The organism is Parasphingorhabdus sp. (genome assembly GCF_041748495.1).
GTDB lineage: Bacteria > Pseudomonadota > Alphaproteobacteria > Sphingomonadales > Sphingomonadaceae > Parasphingorhabdus.
On record NZ_JBGTDD010000080.1, the window covers coordinates 1 to 19081 of the forward strand.

The following is a 19081-nucleotide window of genomic DNA, read 5'->3' on the forward strand; positions in this document are numbered from 1 at the left end:
CCAGATCGTCCAGTCCCGACGCCAGCTCTTCCAGCGTCACTGGCCGGCGGGAGGCGTTGATGATCGTCGTCACCGCCTTGGGCTGCGCCTCGCCGAAGCGAACGCGCAACTGGGGATCGATATAGCCGAGCGGCGACCCCCGATCGAGCGCCCGACGCGCAGCGAAGGCGATCAGCAGACCCTCCGCCCGGGCGGCATTGCCCGATGCCGCCTGCGCCTGCACATTGATCCGCGACAAGCGGTCCTCCAGATCTGCGACGCGGGCCGTGAGCGCACGTTCCCGGTCGGGCGTCAGTGTCGCAGCAGGCGCAACTTCAATCGCCTGCCCCTGTGATGGGAGGACGGTGCCGTCCGCATCGATCCGGTTGGCAAGGGCGTTTGCCGGGTTCGCTTCTGCTTCGGCGTCATCGCTGCTGATAACCGCAGCAGTTTGCGTGTCCGGCGCGGTATCGAAGGGATTGTAGCGGGACAGGATCCAGCCGGTCAGGATCGCGCCGCCAATGAAGGCCACGACCATCAAGATCAGCACATTGCGCGTCAAATTATTCTTGCCGGCCGCTGCCGACTGCCGTTCAAAATCTCGGCTCATTCCGGTTTCCTTTCCCGGCCCGGCCATATGGCGAACCAAATATTCTCATTGGCGCTGGCATAGTCCGGTCGCCAGAGACAGTAAAGCGTCGTCGTCCGGACGGTCCGCCGTGCTCAGGCTCCGCCATCCCTGCCCTGCCGCTTCGGCCACCTTGGCGGAAAAGACCATGGCATGATGTCGGCCCCGCTCTATGTGCAGGCGGTCCAGTTCCGATACGAGCTGCCGAGCCGCGCGAGCCGAGTGGATCAAGATCATTGTTTCCGTTTGCAGGCAGGCGATCGCCCGATCGCCCAGCGCGATCGCCTTCGAACGGTAGACCGGGACAGTATCCAGTTCCCGTTCCCCGGCATCGAGCGCGCTATGCTGTTCGCCTGCCAGCCATAAAATATGACGATACCGGCCTGCCACCAGCTGGTCGAGCAGATGCTGTCCGCTGGATACTCCGGTTTCCGCTAGGTCCCATCCGGCATTTTTTGCTGCTGTTGCCGTCTTCTCGCCCACCGCCAGAACGGGCAATGATCGATAATGGTCCAGTTGTGCTCCGCCATATTTCACCGCATTGGCGCTGGTCAGCAACAATGCATCATAATCCTCGGCTGCCGGACCGGTCCATGCGATTGGTTCGACGGTGAACAGCGGATCCACCACCGTCTCCAATCCCAGATCTTTCGCCCGCCGCTCGGTCTGCAGCGCACCGGCAAGCGGCCGCAGGATCAACAGCGGACGAATCATTTTCCAAATATGGCTTTCAATTCGGCGCTAGCCTGCCCCAGAAGCGTGTCTGCCAATATGGCGGGAGCCGAAACATCGCCGATGTCGAAACTGGCGCTATCCGCGACAAATTCGGAACCGTCGGGCAACAAGATTTCCGCGCGCAGATGCACCGTCGCGCCGTCAATCACTGCCAGTGCGGCGACCGGGCTGTGACAGTCGGCGGTCAATTGTTTCAGAAACAGGCGTTCAGCGATCACCGCCCGAAACGTCTCGGTCGATGATATCGCGCGCATCAGATGACGGACATGGCGGTCTTCGGCCCGGATCTCGATCCCGACCGCGCCTTGTGCGGGTGCCGGAAGCATGATGTCATCGGAGATCTCGGTTCCGACATCTTCCATGTCCAGACGGTTCAGACCGGCGGCCGCGAGCAGGGTCGCATCATATTCCCCGTCCTCGATTTTCTGCAGCCTTGTCTGCACATTGCCCCGGATCAGGCGGATATCGAGATCGCTCCTTTGCCGCAAAAGCTGGGCCTTGCGACGCGGAGAGGCGGTGCCAACGATGGCGCCTTCCGCCAGCGCGTCCATCGACTCCGCCCCGATCAGGCGGTCGTGGATATCGGCCCGCTCCAGCATCGCTCCCAGGATGAATTCATCCGGCCGGATGGTTTCAACATCCTTCATGCTGTGCACAGCGCAGTCGATTTCACCGCTGGCGAGCGCATGATCCAGTTCCTTGGTCCACAATGCCTTGCCGCCGACTTCCGCCAGCGCCCGATCCAGAATCTTGTCGCCGCTGGCAATCATCGGCACCAGTTCCACCTGCTCGCGCCGCCAGCCTTGCGCAGACAGCAATGCATTGGCGGTCATTTCGGCCTGTGCCATCGCCAGCGGCGACTGGCGGGTTCCGATACGCAAGGGCCGGTCCAGCCCGGCGAGAATCTCTTTTTTGCCGTTTTCACTCATGATAGCGCTTGTCCTAATGGCTTGAGCGCCTAAGTAAAAGGGTAATGAGCCTGATCTTGGGAATTGAATCCAGCTGCGACGAAACGGCGGCCGCGCTAGTCACGTCTGATCGGCAGATTCTGGCGCATAAACTGGCTGGCCAGGAAGCCGAACATGCCCCCTATGGCGGCGTCGTCCCCGAAATCGCCGCGCGCGCCCACGCCGAGATTCTGACGCCGCTGATCGCTGCGGCGCTGGCGGAATCGGGCAAGTCGCTGAGCGAGGTCGATGCAATCGCCGCCACCGCCGGCCCCGGTCTGATCGGCGGCGTGATGGTCGGCCTGGTCACCGGCAAGGCGCTGGCAATGGCCGCAGGCAAGCCCCTGATCGCCGTCATTCATCTCGAAGGCCATGCGCTGTCGCCGCGACTGGTCAATCCCGATCTGGCCTTTCCCTATTTGCTGATGCTGGTGTCCGGCGGCCATTGCCAGATATTGCGGGTCGAAGGCGTCGGCCAATATCGGCGACTGGCAACCACCATCGATGATGCCGCCGGCGAAGCCTTTGACAAGACAGCGAAGATATTGGGCCTCGGCTACCCCGGCGGCCCCCGGGTCGAAGCCTTCGCCCGGCAGGGCGATCCCGGGGCCGTTCCCCTGCCCCGTCCCTTGATCCGCTCCGCCGAACCGCATTTTTCCTTCGCCGGATTGAAAAGTGCCGTGGTGCGCGCCCATCAAAGCGGCACCCACCGGCCGGAAGATATCGCTGCATCCTTTCAGCAGGCGGTGGTCGATTGCCTGCGCGACCGACTCGAAAAGGCAATCGCGGAGCACGAACCCTGCGCGCATCTCGTGGTCGCCGGCGGGGTTGCTGCCAATGGTCCGATTCGGGCGATGCTGGAAGCTGTGGCGGAGGCAAACGCGATGGCCTTCACCGCCCCGCCGCAATGGCTGTGCACCGACAATGCGGCGATGATCGCCTGGGCCGGGGCCGAGCGTTTTGCCGCCGGTCTCACCGATCCGCTGGATTTTGTCGCCCGGCCCCGCTGGCCGCTCGACCCCACCGCTGAAAAAGCACGCGGCGCCGGGGTCAAGGCATGACCGGGGCAGGTGCAAGGATCGCCGTGATCGGCGCCGGCGCCTGGGGCACCGCACTGGCGCAGGTCCTGTCCGAAGGGCAACAGGAACTGCTGCTGTGGGCGCGCGAGCCCGAAATTGTCGACCAGATCAACCATGATCACGAGAACCGGTCCTTTCTTGCCGGCTACAGGCTACGCGATACCGTCCTTGCGACGCAGGATTGGGACAGGATCGCGGCCTGCGACATATTGTTGCTGGTCACGCCTGCGCAGCATCTGCGAGCGACGCTGGAGGCGCTGCCGGAGACGGATGCGGCCCTGCTGCTATGCTGCAAGGGGATCGAGGCCGAGAGCCGGATGCTGATGAGCGAAGTGGTCACCGAGTTGCGGCCGGACAATCCGCTCGCGGTCCTGTCCGGCCCGACCTTTGCCCACGAAGTCGCGCAAGGCCTGCCGACCGCCCTGACGCTGGCATGCGACAGCGAAAGCTTGTGGGACACGCTCAACCCGCTGATCGCCAAAACCGCCTTCCGGCCTTATTATTCCGATGATGTGATTGGCGCGGAAATCGGCGGCGCAGTGAAGAATGTCCTGGCGATCGGCTGCGGCGTGGTCGACGGCGCTGGCCTGGGCCAGAATGCCAGGGCATCGCTGATCAGCCGCGGTTTTGCCGAAATGCTCCGCTATGGCGCGGCGCGCGGTGCCAGAGCGGTCACCTTGTCCGGTCTCTGCGGTCTCGGCGATCTGGTACTGACCTGTTCATCCACCCGTTCGCGCAACTTCTCGCTCGGCAGGGGTCTGGGCGAGGGCCAGTCGGCGGAATCGCTTTTGGCCGACCGGACAACGGTCGCCGAGGGTGCCTCCACCGCCCCCGTCCTGCAGCAGGATGCGAAGGCGCGCCAGGTTGACATGCCGATTGTCGATGCCGTCTGTGCCTTGCTGGCCGGCAAGGCGGATGTTCAGTCTGTGGTCACCCAGCTCATGAAAAGGCCGCTGGTTTCCGAACGCCGATAGGCCAGCAAGGCATGATGATGACAAATTCTCCAAACTGCTATAGACCGTCGCCTTTGGAGCGGACCAGCCGGAGAGCGAATTGAACAGTCCTGAACCATCAGGCTCGGCTGGGGCAGGGGCGCTGGACGGCCAACCACCTACTGACAAGAACAAGGAAGACATTGCCGCGCTGGCCAAAGGCGGACGGACCAATATTTTCGGCTTTCTGCTGCGTCTGGCCGCACGTCTGCCGTTCCTGTTCATCGCCGGACGCATTTATGGGGCCGATGCGCTGGGCCGTTTTGCCTATGCGATACTGGTCGTCGAATTTGCCGCCCAGCTCGCCACCCTTGGTCTCAAGCGCGGGCTTGCAGCCCAGCTGAGCAAGACCGAAAGACCCCATGTCCATGTGGTCTGGGATGGCCTGCTGGTGAGTTTTCTGGCATCCGGCGTGGCAGCGGCGATATTGATTGCCTTTCCCTTCATCATGTTCCCGAACAGCGAAATCAACGGGCTCGACCGGTTTTTGCCGCTGGTCATATTCACCATCGTTGGTGCGGATATCTCCCTGGCCGCTCTCGCCTATCGCTATGATATTGGCGCGACCGTCAGGGCCCGGTCGATCGTCGAGCCATGGACGATCAGCATCGCCGCCTTTCTCTTCTCTTATTATTCGCTGCGCGACGGGCTGATCCTCTCCTATGTCGTGTCGATGATTGCAGCTCTGGCTGCCTCGCTCTGGCCGCTGTTCAAAAGCTATGGCCTGCCCTGGGGCTGGCGACCCGAACCGATGAAAATCGCGAAAATCGCTCGGCTCAACATGCCCCTGGCCGCAGCCGATGCCGCCGAATGGGGGTCGCGCCGGCTCGATCTGGCGATTCTCGGGCTGTTTGCCTCTCCCGCCATCGTCGGCATCTATTATATTGCCCAGCAGGTGGCGAGCCTGCCGCAAAAGCTCAAAACCAGCTTCGATCCGATTCTCGGTCCGGTGATCACCCGCAATCTGGCGGACGGCAACATGAAAGCGATTGCCAATCAGGTCAGTCAGGTCGGCTTCTGGATCATCGCTGCACAGGTCGGCATTGCCCTGGCGCTGGCGATTCCCGGAGAAGCGGTCATGGGCCTGGTCGGTCCGAATTTCGTTGGCGGGACCGCTGCCCTCGCCTTCCTGCTTGCAGCGGAGGCGGTTGCGGCGACCGCCGTGGTCAGCGAATCGGCGCTGGTCTATATCGCGCGCCATCGCAACCTGCTGATCTCGCTGTCGATGCTGTTGCTGCAGGCCGCGCTCAGCGTCGCCTTCATCCAGATTTGCATCTATCTGGACTGGGGACCCTTGTATCAGGCGGCGGCGGTCGCGGCGGCGCTGATGGTCGCGCTCGCTTATGCGTCGGTGGTCAAATCGATCTTTCTGTCAAAGCTGCTCGACGCGCCGGTCAACGGGTGGCGGTGGACCTTGCTGATCGCGGTCGCGGTCGCCAGCGCGGTCGGCTCTCTCGCCACCCTCCTGCCCGAATGGGCGGAATTGATCATCGGCATCCCGATGATCCTCGGCAGCTATGCCTGGGTCATCTGGAAATGGGGCTTCGGTCCGGAGGACCGGACCCTGTTCAAGATGAAGAGCTGATCAGCCAAGCCGGGCCTTGACCAGTTCCCGCAAATCCGCTTCCGGACGCGCACCATAATGGGAAATCACTTCCGCGGCAGCGATAGCGCCCATGGTCAGACAATCTTCCATCGAACGCTGTTCGACATAGCCGCTCAGGAAACCGGCGGCGAACAGGTCTCCGGCCCCGGTCGTGTCGACAATCTGATCGACCGGTTCCGCAGCCACGGCGGTCGTCTTGCCGTCACGGACAGCAATCGCGCCTTTTTCGCTGCGCGTCACGACCAGCGTCTCCACCTTGGCAGCCGTATCGGCGACAGCCGCGTCAAAATCCTCGGTCTCGCCCAGCATCATGATTTCCGCTTCATTGGCGAACAGGATATCAATCTTGCCGTCATCGATCAGGCCGCGAAATTCCGCGCGGTGCCGGTCGAGACAGAAAGTATCGGACAGGGTGAAGGCGACTTTGCGTTCATTTGTCCGGGCGATGTCGATCCCGAGCGCCATCGCCGCCTTGGGTTCTTCGGCATCCCATAAATAGCCTTCCAGATAGAGTATCGCACCACTGGCAATCAGCTCGGCATCGACCGCAGCCGGCGGCAGAAACTGGGATGCACCCAGAAAAGTATTCATCGTCCGCTGGGCGTCCTGGGTGACAAAGATCAGGCAACGCGCGGTCGGCGGTTCCTTGCCCAGCGGCGGGACATCGAAATCTATACCGGTGGCGCGAATATCATGGGCGAACACCTCGCCCAGCTGGTCGTCGGCCACTTGTGCAATCAGTGCGCACTGGCAACCCAGCGTGGAGGCTCCGGCCAACGTGTTGGCTCCGGAACCGCCGCTGATTTCGCGCGCCGGGCCCATGTCCCGATAGAGCTCCTGCGCCCGGTTCGCATCGATCAGCGCCATGCTGCCCTTGACCAGCTGCTCCTCGTCCAGAAATTCGTCGCTGGCCTTGGCGATGACGTCGACGATCGCATTGCCGATGGCGACAATATCATAACGGGCTTCGTTGCTCATAAAATTCCTCTTGGGACAGTTTTTCGGGTCCGGCGTTCGTTAGGGCTTTGCCCTTACCCCATCAAGCAGAATTGACGCTGGCTTGGCAATCGTGACATGAGGTCCAGATGATACAAGCTTTTACGCGTTCGCTGGCGCAGCTCACCGATCCGACCATATTGGCGATCCTGCTGAAGGTCGTTCTGCTCACCATCCTGTTGTTCATCCTGGGCGGGGTGGCCGCCTATTTCGGACTGGTCTGGCTGTTCGCCTGGCTCGGCTGGACCGACGGTGGCTTTGCGGCCGCGGCCGCGGCGGCGATCATTGCAATCCTGACCGGAGTTCTGCTGTTCCGGATTGCCGCTATTTTTGTGCTCAACATCTTTTCGGACGATATCGTCGACGCGGTCGAGCGGCGCTATTATCCCGAGCGGGCAGAAGCAGCTAAGCCGCCTGGCTATGCAATCGGCGTCAAAATGGGTCTTGCCTCCGCTGGTCGCGCGATCGGTTATAATCTCCTTGCATCGCCGCTCTATGTCCTGCTGCTGGTGACCGGTATCGGCGTTCCAATTGCCTTTTTTGCGGTCAACGCCATCTTGCTCGGCCGCGATCTTCAGGACATGGTCGCTGCCCGTCATGTCACGGACTATCGCAACCTTTCGGTGGAATGGCGCCTGCCCAAAATCCAGCGCTTCCTGCTCGGCCTGATCGCCGCGCTGTTGCTGGCGGTCCCCTTTGTCAATTTCCTTGCGCCGGTTTTGGGAGCCGCTATGGCTACCCATCTGCTGCATGGGAAGAAGGAAAAGTGAGACCATGAAAGCCAAATTTCTTATATTGCTTAGCCTGCCGGCCCTGGCCGCCTGCGCCTCGACCACGGCGACACGCAGTCCCGGTCTGCCGGCTGTCACGGGATCTCCGCTCAATAGCGTTGCCGGCCTCGACAGTGTCATGGGCAAGACCGCGGATCAGCTGACCCGCCTGTTCGGCAATCCCCAGCTCGATATATCCGAACCCCCCGCCCGGAAACTGCAATTTGCCAGCGGTGCTTGCATTTTGGATGCCTATCTCTACCCGCAGGAAGCCGGTGGTACCCTGCGCGTCACCCATATCGACACAAGGCGCAGCGACGGCGCGGTGGTTGACCGGGTCAGCTGCGTCAATGCGCTAAGATTGCGCTGACTCCAGCTGATCGAGGGCCCAGCCGGCCGCTTCCCGGATCACTTCATCTGGATCTTGCAACAGCGCCCGCACGGGCGTGAGCAATGCGCGATCCCCGCTGTTGCCAGCCGCGATCAGCGCATTGCGCACCATCCGGTCGCGGCCGCTGCGCTTGATCGGCGATCCTGAAAACACCTGGCGGAAGCCGGCATCATCAAGCGCCAGCAGATCTGCCAGCGCCGGGGCCGCCAGTTCTGCCCGTGGCAGGAAGGCCTTGTTCGCCGCGCCCGCCTGCGCAAATTTGTTCCACGGGCAGACGGCCAGACAATCGTCGCAGCCGTAGACATGATTGCCGATCGCCTTGCGATATTGATGCGGAATCGGACCCTTGTGCTCGATCGTCAGATAGGAAATGCAGGCCCGCGCATCGAGCTGATAGGGTGCGGGAAAGGCCCCGGTCGGGCATATGTCCTGACAGGCGGAACAACTGCCACAAAGATCTCGTCCCGGCGTCGATGGCTCCAGATCCAGCGTCGTATAGATCGCGCCGAGAAACAGCCAGCTGCCATGGTCCCGGCTGACGACATTGGTATGCTTGCCCTGCCAGCCCAGACCCGCGGCTTCCGCCAGCGGCTTTTCCATCACCGGCGCGGTGTCGACAAAGACCTTCACCTCGCAACTGGCTTGGCCGACCAGCCAGCCGGCGGTGCGCTTGAGCGCGCCTTTGACGACATCATGATAGTCCCGGCCCTGCGCATAGACCGAGATGCGACCGTGATCGCCGACCCCCTCTAGCGCGAACGGATCCGTGGCCGGGGCATAGCTCATGCCCAGCATGATGACCGTCCGGACATCGGGCCAGAGAGTTTGCGGATCGGAGCGCTCGTCGGCCCGATTTTCCATCCAGAGCATGTCGCCCTGACGGCCTTCACCAAGCCATTGCTGCAGCCGCTGCCGGGTTTCCGGTGCCAATCTGGCCGGGGCGATACCGACAGCAGAAAACCCCTCCTCCACCGCCTTTTTTTCGAGCGCTTGGGCCAATCTTAACTTGTCATCCGCCATAGGCTTTCCCTATCAAACACTCCCGTCAGATATGAAAGCTGTAAATGCACGCGTTCGATTCAGAAATCGCCATAGAAACCCGCAATATTGTCAAAAGATTCGACGGCGAGGCCGCTGTCGACGGCATAGACCTGACAATCAGAAGGGGCAGCATATTCGGCATATTGGGACCGAATGGCGCGGGCAAGACCACCACCTTGCGGATGTTGCTCGGGATCATCGACCCGGACGAAGGTGAGCGCTTCCTGCTCGGATCGCCCGACCCGATCTCGAAAGCGCATCAGGTGGGCTATCTGCCGGAAGAACGCGGGCTTTATCCATCGATGAAAGCCTTTGACGCGATCGCTTTCATGGGCGCGCTGCGCGGGCTGCCGCTGGCCGAAGGCCGCAGGCGCGGGCGCGCGATGATGGAAGACCATGGTCTGGGTGCTGCCGCCGACAAGCAGATCCGCCAGCTGTCAAAAGGCATGGCGCAGACGGTGCAATTGCTGGGCACCCTCGTGCACGATCCCGATCTGATCATTCTCGACGAGCCGTTTTCAGGCCTCGATGCGCTAAACCAGGGCAAGCTGGAGCGATTGATCCGGGCCCAGGCCGACAAGGGAGTCACGGTCATTTTCTCCACCCATGTGATCGCCCATGCCGAGCGCCTCTGCGAGGAAATCGCAATCATCGCTGACGGAAAAATCCCGTTCAAGGGCAAGGTTTCCGAAGCACGCGACCGATTGCGTCCGCAGGTGCATCTGGAAACCCGCAATCTCGATGGCCCGTGGCGCTCCGCCATCCCCGCAGACTGCAAACCACTCGGCCACAGCTGGCATTTCACCTTGCCGGATAGCGGCGTGGAACCGTTGCTGCATGCGCTGGTCGAAGGAGGGGCAGGGATTGAATCGCTGTCGATCGAGCGCCCCGGGCTGCACGACGCCTTTGTCCAGATTGCCGGCGAAGCGGCGGCGCGGAAAATGGAAGCCGATGCCGCAAGCCATGATATGGACGAAGCCGCATGATCGAAACCATCCGCGCCGCCTTTGTCATCGCCCGCCGTGACTTCACCGCGATCATATTCTCCAAATCCTTCTTTTTCTTCCTGCTGGGACCGCTGTTTCCGATCGGAATTGCCATTGCCGCCGGTAACTTGGGATCACAGGTATCCCAGGATATCGATACGTCGATCATCGGCGTTGCCCTGAGTCCGGAAGAGGCGGAAAAATTACTGGCAACGCGAACGCGGCTGGCGGACAGCCTCGGCTCCAAATCGCTACCGGAACTGGTGATTCTGGACGATATACCCGCGCAGGAAGCAGACATAGTCGCAAAGCTGGACAGCACCAAGTCGCTGGCAGCGATCCTGTCCGGCACCCTCGCCGGCCCGGTGCTGACCGGCTCGCCCAGGGACGTCAATCTTTGGCAGGGCAAAATGGCGCTGCTAGCCGAGACTGCCCTGTCGCAACCGACAGCGGTCGAAATCGAGACCCGATATATCAGGCAAACCGGCAGTTCCAGTGACCGCAATCAAATGCTGACGGCGCAGGGTGGTCAGGCGATCCTGATCCTGCTGACAATGATATTGGCCGGCATGGTGCTTTCCAATCTGGTCGAGGAAAAGACCAACAAGATCATCGAGATTCTCGCCGCAGCCATACCGATGGACGCGATTTTCCTCGGCAAGCTGTTTGCCATGCTGGGCATGGCTTTGGTCGGCATCGCCGTGTGGAGCACGGCGGGCTTGTCACTGTCGCTTCTGGTGGGGGTGAATTGGGGAGCTCTGGCCGCTCCAGCGGTCGGCTGGCCGCTGTTCTGCGTGCTGATGATCCTGTATTTCTCGATGGCCTATTTGCTGCTCGGATCGCTGTTTCTCGGCATCGGCGCGATGGCAACCACAGTTCGCGAGGTGCAGACCCTGTCGATGCCGGTCACCATGGGGCAGTTGCTGGTCTTCTTTCTCGCTTATTATGCGATCACCAAGCTGGGTGAACCGGTGGAATGGTTTGCCGTGCTGTTTCCGTTCAGTTCCCCGTTCGCGATGATCGCGCGAGCGGCACAAATGGACAATATCTGGCAGCACGGGCTGGCGCTGCTCTGGCAGGTGGTTTTCACGATGATCATCATCCGCTTTTCCGTGATGCTGTTCCGCCGCAACGTGATGAAGTCCGGACAGTCTGCGCGCAAGAAAAGCCTGTTCGCCAGAGTCACCGGAAAATAATCTTTGGATTCACGCCATTTGTCAAAAAGGCATTGACATTGCTGTCAATAGAGCCAGATTGAACAGGTTTTGAAACGCAACCGATTGCCAAAATGAGCAACGGCAGGAGAGACCTATGGCTTCCGTACCGCAAATTGATCTTGATAATCTGACCACCTCGCCCACCGCCGATGAGGCGCTGGAAGCCTGGTACAAGCGCAATCCGCCGATTGCGGATACCGAGGCCAATCCCTGGGATGTCAGCCGGGCCGAACTTTACAGCAAAGACCTCTGGCGCAAGCCTTTTGCGGAAATGCGCGAAAAGGCACCGATCAACAAGATCACCGGCGGCGTCCACGGCGATTTCTGGAACGTCACCACCTACAAGCCGATCCAGCATGTCGAGGCGCTGCCCGACATTTATTCCTCCGATGTCTCCCATGGCGGCATTACCATTGCCGATCCCGAATTTGATCAGGATTTTCAACTGCCGATGTTCATCGCCATGGACCGGCCCAAACATACCGGGCAACGCCGCACCGTCGCGCCCGCCTTCACCCCGACCGAGATGCAGCGGATGGAGAAGGAAATCCGGCAGCGCACGGTCGAAGTGCTCGACGGCCTGCCGTGGGACGAGAAATTCGACTGGGTCGACAAGGTTTCGATCGAACTGACCACCGGCATGCTCGCCATCCTCTTCGGCTTCCCGTGGGAAGACCGGCGCCTGCTGACCTATTGGTCGGACTGGGCCGGCGATGTCGAATTGTCGGTTGCCGAAGACCTTACCGAGCAGCGCCGCCAGATATTATATGAAATGGGAGCCTATTTCACTAGGTTGTGGAACGAACGGGTGGATGCCGAACCGACCCCCGACCTGATCTCGATGATGATCCATTCGGAACATATGCGCGACATGGATCCGATGGAATTCATGGGCAATCTGGTGTTGCTGATCGTCGGCGGCAATGACACCACCCGCAACACCATGTCAGGTGTCGCCTTTGGTCTGAGCCAGTTCCCCGAAGAACGGGAAAAGCTGCAGCAGAATCCGGAGCTCATTCCCAACGCGGTGCAGGAAATCATCCGTTGGCAGACACCGCTGGCACATATGCGGCGGACCGCACTGGAAGATCATGACCTGTTCGGGCACCAGATCAAGAAAGGCGACAAGGTCGTGCTCTGGTATATCTCCGCCAATCGTGACGAGGAGGTTTTTCCGGAGGCTGACCAGATCAAGGTCGACCGGGACAATGCCCGGCGTCACCTGGCTTTCGGCTACGGCATTCACCGCTGCGTCGGTGCCCGTCTCGCCGAATTGCAGATCCGGATCCTGCTGGAGGAAATGCACAAGCGGCGGATGCAGGTCAATCCGACCGGCAAGCATCGGCGCGTCCATGCCTGTTTCGTCCATGGCTTCCGGGAGCTGGAAGTCGAGCTTTCCAAATATTGATCAGGTCTCGTTCAGACCCCATTCTGTAACCAGAATGCCTCCTGTCCCGAATGAGTCAGGAATATGGAAAGGCATTGCAGATGAGATCGCTTGATCGGCGCACCGTGATAACCGGAACCCTGGCAGCCGCTGGAGCCTTCGGGTTCGTGCGCCTGTCGGGCATGTTCGACGAGGCAAATGCGCGGGACGGCGGCCCCTTCAAAATCAACCGCACACCGGCAGAATGGAAACAGCGGCTGGGTGCGGCCCGCTATCGCATCTTGCGGCAGGAGGGCACCGAACGCGCTTATTCCAGCCCGCTCAATGCCGAGAAGCGCAACGGCATTTACGCCTGCGCCGGTTGCAATCTCGGCCTTTATAAATCAGATACAAAATATGACAGCGGTACCGGCTGGCCAAGCTTCTGGGCGCCGATCGCCAGGGACCGGATCGGCACGACAACAGATTATAAAATCGGTATTCCGCGCACCGAAGTCCATTGCGCGCGCTGCGGCGGGCATCTCGGGCATATTTTCAACGATGGCCCGAAACCAACCGGCAAGCGCCATTGCCTCAATGGCCTGGCGCTGAAATTTATCCCCGCCTGACCCTCCGGATCAGCTTTCCGGCGCGTCGACCTGCTGCCAGAATTCCAGCTTGATCCCGTCGCAATCGAGGATCCAGGCAAATTTGCCATAGCCTTCGTCAACATGGCCCAGGATCTCCAGACCCTTTGCCTTGAGCTGCTCGACATAGGCATCGAGATCATCAACCCTGAGGTTGATCATGAACGGCGCCTCACTGGGCATCAGATAGTCGCTGTCTTCCGAAAAATGGCTGATCAGGCTGTACGGCTTTTCGCCTTGCTCGTCCGACCAGTTGAGCATCGGACCATATTCGCCGTCCAGATCCAGATAATCCTTGTACCATTTGCGTGTGGCCGCGGGGTCCTTCACCTTGTGAAAAACGCCGCCCAGCCCAGTGACCCTTGCCATTATAAACTCCGTGATTCTTGTTTTTGTGCGCCCTGTGCTGAAATCTTTTAGATTTTACATATCGTTTCGCAACCCTTTTGGTGTCACTCTCCACAGTTTCAGACTGCTGTCCCGCAAATGGACAGATTGCAGCCAATCCGGCTGCTCGCCGCTGGCCAATTGCCCCCACAGGCCGTCGGGATGTTTCTTCCCATAGAGTGCCAGTTCCGCCTCGGCATCACAGGCGACGATGTAGCGAATATGGTGGGCTTCCAGCAAATCCCGGGCGACATCCGGTGCGGCAGTAAAAATCCTGATCTGGTCTGCCATGGCCTGGTCATTCCGATGATGACTGGTCGCCAGCACGCTATGCGGGGTCAGCAGCAGGATGCGCGGCCCGAAATCAAAGGGCGCGAGTAAATTGGACCGGGGCAAGGCATTGAGCCGGTCAAGCGAAGCATCATTTCTGCACGAGGTATTTTCAGGATTTGCTTCGCCGGTCCGTTGGTCGCCGCTAACACTGTTGAACAGCGCGATCGCCAGCGGACCCGGCATGATCAGAAACACGACCGCTGCAGTGGCAAGGATGCGCGTGAGCGGACGCTCGATCCCCCGCGCCCTGACAAAGGCCTGATGCACGGCCCAGGCCATGAACGGCAAGGCAAAGGCCGCCGCGACCGCAGTGGCGCGCTGGACGAACAGCGACAGCACCAGTGCCCAGAGAAAGGCATAGCCCAGAATGAATAATTTGCTGCGATCAAGTTCGGCGCGCCGGGCGCCCACGATATAGATCAGGCTGGCCAGCCCGACGATGATCGACCCGCCAAGCAAGCTGACCATGGTCTTGCCATTCTGATACCAGATCGGCAGCCCTTCGAGAATATGGACCAGCCAATAGTCGCGGACGACCGGATCCATCGTGTTGAACGCCCCGCCCATGCATTGCGGCGCAAGGCTGTAAAGAATGGCCAAAGCCGCCAAACCGGCAACAGCAAGGCTGCCGACGCGCAAAAGGATATTCTCGGGCAGCCATTTGATCGCCGGCAGCATCACTGCCGCCCCGGCCGTGCAGGCCAGCAAATGCGCCGGCGAAAGCGCGTCGCAATAGTTGGTGGCGGTGTCGAAACCGCCTTGAGAACCGAGATAGAGCAGGAAACTGGTGATCAGAAAGGTCAATAAGGTCCAGAATAGCCGTACCCCGCCCTCGGTCTGGAAGACCCAGCGCCAGACCAGCAATACGATAAAGGCCGCCGAAATCGGCAATCCTTCCAGCGAGATTGAAAGCCAGAGCGCCAGCGCTGCACCAAGCGCCATGCCGCCGCTGCGCTTGTTCGGCCAGAATAAAGTCCACAGCGCGGTCAGCGCGAGTATGATCTGCCAGCCATGATGGTCCACCCGCATCGGCCGGATTTGCGCGACAATCGGAACCGCCGTTGCGGTCAGCGCCGCCGCCAATATTGCAATGGCACGATCAAAAAGCGGTTCGGTGATTTTCATCACCAGCCACATGGCGAGCCCGAGGGTCAGCAGCGGCACGACCACCATCGCAGCGGTTTCTGCGGCCGCGGTACCGAATAGCGGCTTCAGCGCGAGGAATATCAGCGCCAAGGGCAGCTCGATCCAGCGCGGCCAGTGCATCGGCTGGCTGTCCGGCTCGCCAATGCGATATTGCGTGGTGTCAAACCAGCTTTGCCCGCCCAACCAGTCGCGCAATTGCACCATGCGCAGCTGATCATCCGGATCCCAGCCGATGCCGGTCATGATCTGACCACGGGTGACCAGAATCAGTACCGCGCACACCGCGAGCCAGATCAGCAATAAGGGCAGGTTGCCGCGCAAGCGTTCCAAATTCTTACCCCTCGGGCTGCGAGCCTTTGGCTTTCAGGTAAAGCCATGGAACCCGCTCCGGGTCAAATTGCGAACGGTGATGGCGGTCAAAAAACGGCGGCATATGATCGCCGACAATCAATATGTCCGCTTCCGGAAAATCGCTGGCCGTGATCTCCTTGATAAGCGCCCGGTCAATATCATCGAAAATCGCGAACTGGCGGCAAATCATCGGATAGTCGCGAGCAAGTTCGGCCGACACTGTCTCGCAATTCTCGGCCTGGAGATTCTGCTCGGTCGGCACTGGCAAATGGGTGTTCAGAGTCAGCCAATATTGAAAGGTCGGACCGGTCGCCTGTTTCAGATTCTCGGCCAGCATCTTCGGCACCTGCCGGTCGCAGGCGCCGGCAAAAACGCCGCCGCACCATTCGGCACCGCGTTTTTCCAGATCGGCCGCAAATTCGCGTTTCTGGAAGCCGATCCTGGGATACCAGCTTTCCCGGTTGAAGAACGGACCCTTGAAACTGTGCATCGCCTGTGAGGCATAGCCTTTCTTGGCGAGCTGCGCCGGCAGGCAGTCCAGCGTCTTCGGATCATCGGTCTGGAGCAATTCATAATAATCGCCCCAGCGACCGCACAGCTCGCGAATCTCGCCAGCGGTGGTGCTATTATAATAGAGGCTGGTCCCCTGGCTGACTTCGTAGCGTTGCCTGATCGCACTATCGTCATAATAAGCGAACAGCTTGTCCGCCATCGCCCGATTGTCTTTCGGAACGCCCAACGATTCAACCACGATCAGCACCAGATGGCGCTGGCCATCGGCGCGGGCGGCAAATCCCGATTTGCTGACCGCCGATTCAAACGCCGCTCCAACCGGAGCGGGCCGGAAATAATGACCGCGCATCCCTTCCCCGACCGCGGCATCCGCGCCGACAAGGCCGAAGATCAGCGCGCCGCCGAGCAGGATATGCAGTGGCTTCGAGAAATTCGTATCACGCTTCAGCAGAAACCAGCTGCCAACCAAAATCGCCACCATGACCACTGCTGCGGCAATATATTCGATCGAGTTGCTGGGCTTGATCTCGGCAAAAAACTGCAGCGAATAGACCAGCGAGTCCAGCGTCAGGCTGAACAGGCCGGACACGAATGACAGCAGCGAATAGACCATCACCGCCACAAAGCCGGCCCACTGCACCGCGCGCGGCATGCGCTTGACGATCAGTCCGACCAGCCCCGCCAATGCGATCGGGATCGCACGCGGCGGCGCGCCGACCATCCACATCGCCATGAACGGGATATTGGCGAGGAGGATCCAGACCAGCGCCCAGTTCAGAAATCGGGTAAAGTCCGGACTGAAGCGATGCCTTGTAACAGGCGCTTCAATCGTCAGGTCCATATAGCTCACCGGAAAACGCCATATTTGCGGGTCAGATAGACGGCAAAGAAACTCACGGCCACGGCCGCAGCCTTTGCCATGACCGGCAGCACTCCGGCGCTCGTCAGGCCGCTGACGATACTGACCGTGATACCCAGACCCAGCACCGCCGTGCCGATGAAGCCGAGACGCTGCAATTGCAGCGCTGCGCCATCGCGCGTCTTGCCGGGGAAAACGAAGCTGGACGAAATCAGCCAGTGGACGACAATCCCGGCGCTATAGCCAGCGGCCGACGCCCAGCCCGGATCGACCAGAAAGGCAACCATGACCATGAACAGGGCGACATCAAAGGCCAGGCTGACGACGCTCGCCAGCAGATAACGGGTGAGGGAAAAACGGTTGAGGATGGCAAGCGGAGCGGGCAGATTGCCGACCCAGCCGCCGACGGTTGACCGCCGCTCTGCGCCACTGCGTTCCATCGAGCCTACGCCGCTTTCCGCGATTTGTCCTGAGACGTCTCTTCGATCCGGGTCGGCACGTCGCGCATGCTTTCCAGAGCGGCCACGCGATCCTCGCTGATTTCTTCGGCAATCACCCGTTGTGCGCCTTCATCACCGGCTTCGTGATATTCCGCATCCTCGTTGACGTTCCAGACATTCCACTTGCGGGTACCCGTCTCGATATTTTCCACCGTCAGCATCGCCGTCATCATCGCGTGATCCTGATTATTATAGCGGTGCATGCCGTTGCGCCCGACCATGTGCAGCGTCGGGAAACGGCTTTCCAGATCATCGCGCATGGTGGCGACATTCTGCTCATAGCTGTCATCATAGACCGGATAGGCCTTTTCCTGACGGACAACCACGCCGCCAACCACATCTTCGGCCTTGCACAGGCCCAGGATTGCCATTTCCTGTCTGGCCAGCTCGACCAGTTGCTCGTCCGACGACGACCACAGGCCGTCATTTTCAAAGCAGAAATATTCCAGACCGACGCAGGCGATATTGGCATCCGGCACCATTTCCGGTGACCAGCTGCGGAAATTCTGAACCCGGCCGACCTGCACGCGATCATCGTGGATATAGATCCAGTTGTCGGGGAACAAATCCTCCGACTTGACCATGATCGCCACGGTCAGAAAATCCCGATAGTTCAGATCCTGCGCCTCCGGCATGGATTTCGGCAGGGGATGGATGCGGGTCGCCAGTTCGCGCATCGGCGCGCTGGAAATCACATGTTTCGCGGTGATGACGGTTTCACCCTCAGGTCCCGCGGCACTCATCCGCCAATCGCCGTTGGCATCCTGCGCCAGCTGTTTCAGTCTATGCCCCATCAGCACCTGATTGCCCTTGGCTTCGACATGGGCCTTTGCGGCATCCCACATCATGCCGGGCCCGAGGCGGGGGTAGCGGAAGGTTTCGAGCAGGGTCTTCACTTCCTGCCCGTCATTCGGCTTGCGGTTGAGGCCGAGCGAGCGCTTCAGGCCATCGGTCACCGCGTTCCACAAGGACAGGCCCTTGATCCGCTGCGCCGCCCAGTCCGCCGACATTTCATTGCACGGCATGCCCCAGACTTTCTCGGTATAGGTCTTGAAGAAGATCGAATAGAGCTTGTAGCCGAACTGGTTGACCGTCCAGTCCTCGAAGCTCTTCACATTCCTGTTCGGAAAGACCTTCGCCTTGCCATAGCTCAGCATGCACAGCGTCGAACGCCAGATGCCCAGATTCCACAGCGCTTCAAACGCGCGCAGCGGATAGCTGTAGAATTTGCCTTCATAATAGATCCGGCTCATCCGCGGCCGCTGGATGAAGTCGTCCGGCAGGATTTCGTTCCACAGGTCGACCACTTCCTGGCTTTTGGAAAAGAAGCGATGCCCGCCGATGTCAAAGCGGAAACCTTCATGTTCCACCGTCCGGCTGATCCCGCCGACATATTTCGGGTCTTTCTCGATCACGGTGACCGTATAGCCCTTTTTGGAAAGCAGATAGGCGGCGGTCAGACCCGCAGGCCCTGCCCCGATAATGGCGACGTCCACTTGCTTCTCTGCTGGATTGCTTGGCATATTCATTCAGTCTGGCCCCTGTCCATGGTGCGCCCGTGACCGGCGCGGTTCATGTTTCAGAAACAGGAGTGAACGAAATTGGTTAGCAG

Annotated in this window: 18 protein-coding genes and 1 pseudogene; 9 read left to right on the forward strand and 10 right to left on the reverse strand. The window is 60.3% G+C overall.

Translation table 11 applies throughout. The annotated features are described in order from the left end of the window. The 3 genes and pseudogenes from ACEW8J_RS06410 to hemC all read right to left on the reverse strand — a co-directional run. Positions 1 to 589: pseudogene (locus ACEW8J_RS06410) on the reverse strand (hypothetical protein); the annotation flags it as partial. 45 nt (positions 590 to 634) lie between these two features. Next, positions 635 to 1321 carry a uroporphyrinogen-III synthase gene (locus tag ACEW8J_RS06415; RefSeq protein ID WP_373490812.1) on the reverse strand — a complete coding sequence of 229 codons (687 nt, stop codon included), beginning with the start codon at positions 1319 to 1321 and terminating at the stop codon, positions 635 to 637. Further along, positions 1318 to 2271: a hydroxymethylbilane synthase gene (gene hemC, locus ACEW8J_RS06420; RefSeq protein WP_373490813.1), complete on the reverse strand. Its 954-nt coding sequence runs from the start codon at positions 2269 to 2271 to the stop codon at positions 1318 to 1320. The genes ACEW8J_RS06415 and hemC overlap by 4 nt, the downstream gene beginning before the upstream one ends. Positions 2272 to 2315: 44 nt before the next feature. Here hemC and tsaD point away from each other — a divergent pair, with 44 nt between their 5' ends. From tsaD to ACEW8J_RS06435, 3 genes are all read left to right on the forward strand, one after another. After that, positions 2316 to 3350 (forward strand): tRNA (adenosine(37)-N6)-threonylcarbamoyltransferase complex transferase subunit TsaD, encoded by a 1035-nt coding sequence (gene tsaD / locus ACEW8J_RS06425; protein ID WP_373490814.1) that lies wholly within the window; start codon positions 2316 to 2318, stop codon positions 3348 to 3350. After that, positions 3347 to 4342 (forward strand): NAD(P)H-dependent glycerol-3-phosphate dehydrogenase, encoded by a 996-nt coding sequence (locus ACEW8J_RS06430; protein WP_373490815.1) that lies wholly within the window; start codon positions 3347 to 3349, stop codon positions 4340 to 4342. Before tsaD ends, ACEW8J_RS06430 begins: the two co-directional genes overlap by 4 nt. Positions 4343 to 4421: 79 nt before the next feature. Continuing rightward, entirely contained in the window at positions 4422 to 5945 is a 1524-nt protein-coding gene (locus ACEW8J_RS06435) for a lipopolysaccharide biosynthesis protein (protein WP_373490816.1), read from the forward strand. Here ACEW8J_RS06435 and ACEW8J_RS06440 read toward each other — a convergent pair whose 3' ends face one another. Continuing rightward, entirely contained in the window at positions 5946 to 6944 is a 999-nt protein-coding gene (locus ACEW8J_RS06440; protein WP_373490817.1) for an adenosine kinase, read from the reverse strand. Positions 6945 to 7051: 107 nt separating this feature from the next. Between ACEW8J_RS06440 and ACEW8J_RS06445 the strand changes: the two genes are divergently transcribed. Next, entirely contained in the window at positions 7052 to 7732 is a 681-nt protein-coding gene (locus ACEW8J_RS06445; protein ID WP_373490818.1) for an EI24 domain-containing protein, read from the forward strand. Between the two features lie 4 nt (positions 7733 to 7736). Further along, the gene (locus ACEW8J_RS06450) at positions 7737 to 8102 is read left to right on the forward strand and encodes a hypothetical protein (RefSeq protein WP_373490819.1); all 366 of its coding nucleotides are present in this window, start codon (positions 7737 to 7739) and stop codon (positions 8100 to 8102) included. Here ACEW8J_RS06450 and queG read toward each other — a convergent pair. Beyond that, entirely contained in the window at positions 8088 to 9143 is a 1056-nt protein-coding gene (gene queG / locus ACEW8J_RS06455; protein ID WP_373490820.1) for a tRNA epoxyqueuosine(34) reductase QueG, read from the reverse strand. The genes ACEW8J_RS06450 and queG overlap by 15 nt on opposite strands. Positions 9144 to 9187: 44 nt before the next feature. Here queG and ACEW8J_RS06460 point away from each other — a divergent pair, with 44 nt between their 5' ends. The 4 genes from ACEW8J_RS06460 to msrB all read left to right on the forward strand — a co-directional run bounded on the left by ACEW8J_RS06460 (position 9188) and on the right by msrB (position 13362). Then, positions 9188 to 10150 carry an ABC transporter ATP-binding protein gene (locus ACEW8J_RS06460; RefSeq protein ID WP_373490821.1) on the forward strand — a complete coding sequence of 321 codons (963 nt, stop codon included), beginning with the start codon at positions 9188 to 9190 and terminating at the stop codon, positions 10148 to 10150. Continuing rightward, on the forward strand, positions 10147 to 11346 hold the full coding sequence (locus tag ACEW8J_RS06465) for an ABC transporter permease (protein ID WP_373490822.1): 1200 nt from the start codon (positions 10147 to 10149) through the stop codon (positions 11344 to 11346). The genes ACEW8J_RS06460 and ACEW8J_RS06465 overlap by 4 nt, the downstream gene beginning before the upstream one ends. A 115-nt stretch (positions 11347 to 11461) precedes the next feature. Beyond that, entirely contained in the window at positions 11462 to 12775 is a 1314-nt protein-coding gene (locus tag ACEW8J_RS06470; RefSeq protein ID WP_373490823.1) for a cytochrome P450, read from the forward strand. A gap of 80 nt (positions 12776 to 12855) precedes the next feature. Beyond that, a complete protein-coding gene (msrB, locus tag ACEW8J_RS06475) occupies positions 12856 to 13362 on the forward strand; it encodes a peptide-methionine (R)-S-oxide reductase MsrB (protein ID WP_373490824.1) in 507 nt (168 codons plus the stop codon). A gap of 9 nt (positions 13363 to 13371) precedes the next feature. Here msrB and ACEW8J_RS06480 read toward each other — a convergent pair whose 3' ends face one another. Genes ACEW8J_RS06480 through ACEW8J_RS06500 form a run of 5 tightly spaced genes read right to left on the reverse strand, consistent with a single transcriptional unit; the run spans position 13372 to position 18998 of the window. Further along, the gene (locus ACEW8J_RS06480; protein WP_373490825.1) at positions 13372 to 13749 is read right to left on the reverse strand and encodes a VOC family protein; all 378 of its coding nucleotides are present in this window, start codon (positions 13747 to 13749) and stop codon (positions 13372 to 13374) included. Between the two features lie 54 nt (positions 13750 to 13803). Then, positions 13804 to 15576, reverse strand: a complete 1773-nt coding sequence (locus ACEW8J_RS06485; protein WP_373490826.1) for a hypothetical protein — start codon at positions 15574 to 15576, stop codon at positions 13804 to 13806. A 4-nt stretch (positions 15577 to 15580) separates the two neighbouring features. Then, positions 15581 to 16951, reverse strand: a complete 1371-nt coding sequence (locus tag ACEW8J_RS06490; RefSeq protein ID WP_373490842.1) for a sulfatase-like hydrolase/transferase — start codon at positions 16949 to 16951, stop codon at positions 15581 to 15583. A gap of 5 nt (positions 16952 to 16956) precedes the next feature. Continuing rightward, on the reverse strand, positions 16957 to 17409 hold the full coding sequence (locus ACEW8J_RS06495; RefSeq protein ID WP_373490827.1) for a GtrA family protein: 453 nt from the start codon (positions 17407 to 17409) through the stop codon (positions 16957 to 16959). Positions 17410 to 17414: 5 nt separating this feature from the next. Then, the gene (locus ACEW8J_RS06500; RefSeq protein ID WP_373490828.1) at positions 17415 to 18998 is read right to left on the reverse strand and encodes an NAD(P)/FAD-dependent oxidoreductase; all 1584 of its coding nucleotides are present in this window, start codon (positions 18996 to 18998) and stop codon (positions 17415 to 17417) included. Positions 18999 to 19081: the final 83 nt, after the last annotated feature.

What these genes read in the sequence shown, in the direction of transcription:
- ACEW8J_RS06415 (WP_373490812.1), bottom strand. Translation starts at nt 1,321, where the DNA reads ATGATTCGTCCGCTGTTGATCCTGCGGCCGCTTGCCGGTGCGCTGCAG.
- hemC (WP_373490813.1), bottom strand. Translation starts at nt 2,271, where the DNA reads ATGAGTGAAAACGGCAAAAAAGAGATTCTCGCCGGGCTGGACCGGCCC.
- tsaD (WP_373490814.1), top strand. Translation starts at nt 2,316, where the DNA reads ATGAGCCTGATCTTGGGAATTGAATCCAGCTGCGACGAAACGGCGGCC.
- ACEW8J_RS06430 (WP_373490815.1), top strand. Translation starts at nt 3,347, where the DNA reads ATGACCGGGGCAGGTGCAAGGATCGCCGTGATCGGCGCCGGCGCCTGG.
- ACEW8J_RS06440 (WP_373490817.1), bottom strand. Translation starts at nt 6,944, where the DNA reads ATGAGCAACGAAGCCCGTTATGATATTGTCGCCATCGGCAATGCGATC.
- ACEW8J_RS06445 (WP_373490818.1), top strand. Translation starts at nt 7,052, where the DNA reads ATGATACAAGCTTTTACGCGTTCGCTGGCGCAGCTCACCGATCCGACC.
- ACEW8J_RS06450 (WP_373490819.1), top strand. Translation starts at nt 7,737, where the DNA reads ATGAAAGCCAAATTTCTTATATTGCTTAGCCTGCCGGCCCTGGCCGCC.
- queG (WP_373490820.1), bottom strand. Translation starts at nt 9,143, where the DNA reads ATGGCGGATGACAAGTTAAGATTGGCCCAAGCGCTCGAAAAAAAGGCG.
- ACEW8J_RS06460 (WP_373490821.1), top strand. Translation starts at nt 9,188, where the DNA reads ATGCACGCGTTCGATTCAGAAATCGCCATAGAAACCCGCAATATTGTC.
- ACEW8J_RS06465 (WP_373490822.1), top strand. Translation starts at nt 10,147, where the DNA reads ATGATCGAAACCATCCGCGCCGCCTTTGTCATCGCCCGCCGTGACTTC.
- ACEW8J_RS06470 (WP_373490823.1), top strand. Translation starts at nt 11,462, where the DNA reads ATGGCTTCCGTACCGCAAATTGATCTTGATAATCTGACCACCTCGCCC.
- msrB (WP_373490824.1), top strand. Translation starts at nt 12,856, where the DNA reads ATGAGATCGCTTGATCGGCGCACCGTGATAACCGGAACCCTGGCAGCC.
- ACEW8J_RS06480 (WP_373490825.1), bottom strand. Translation starts at nt 13,749, where the DNA reads ATGGCAAGGGTCACTGGGCTGGGCGGCGTTTTTCACAAGGTGAAGGAC.
- ACEW8J_RS06490 (WP_373490842.1), bottom strand. Translation starts at nt 16,951, where the DNA reads ATGGACCTGACGATTGAAGCGCCTGTTACAAGGCATCGCTTCAGTCCG.
- ACEW8J_RS06495 (WP_373490827.1), bottom strand. Translation starts at nt 17,409, where the DNA reads ATGGAACGCAGTGGCGCAGAGCGGCGGTCAACCGTCGGCGGCTGGGTC.
- ACEW8J_RS06500 (WP_373490828.1), bottom strand. Translation starts at nt 18,998, where the DNA reads ATGAATATGCCAAGCAATCCAGCAGAGAAGCAAGTGGACGTCGCCATT.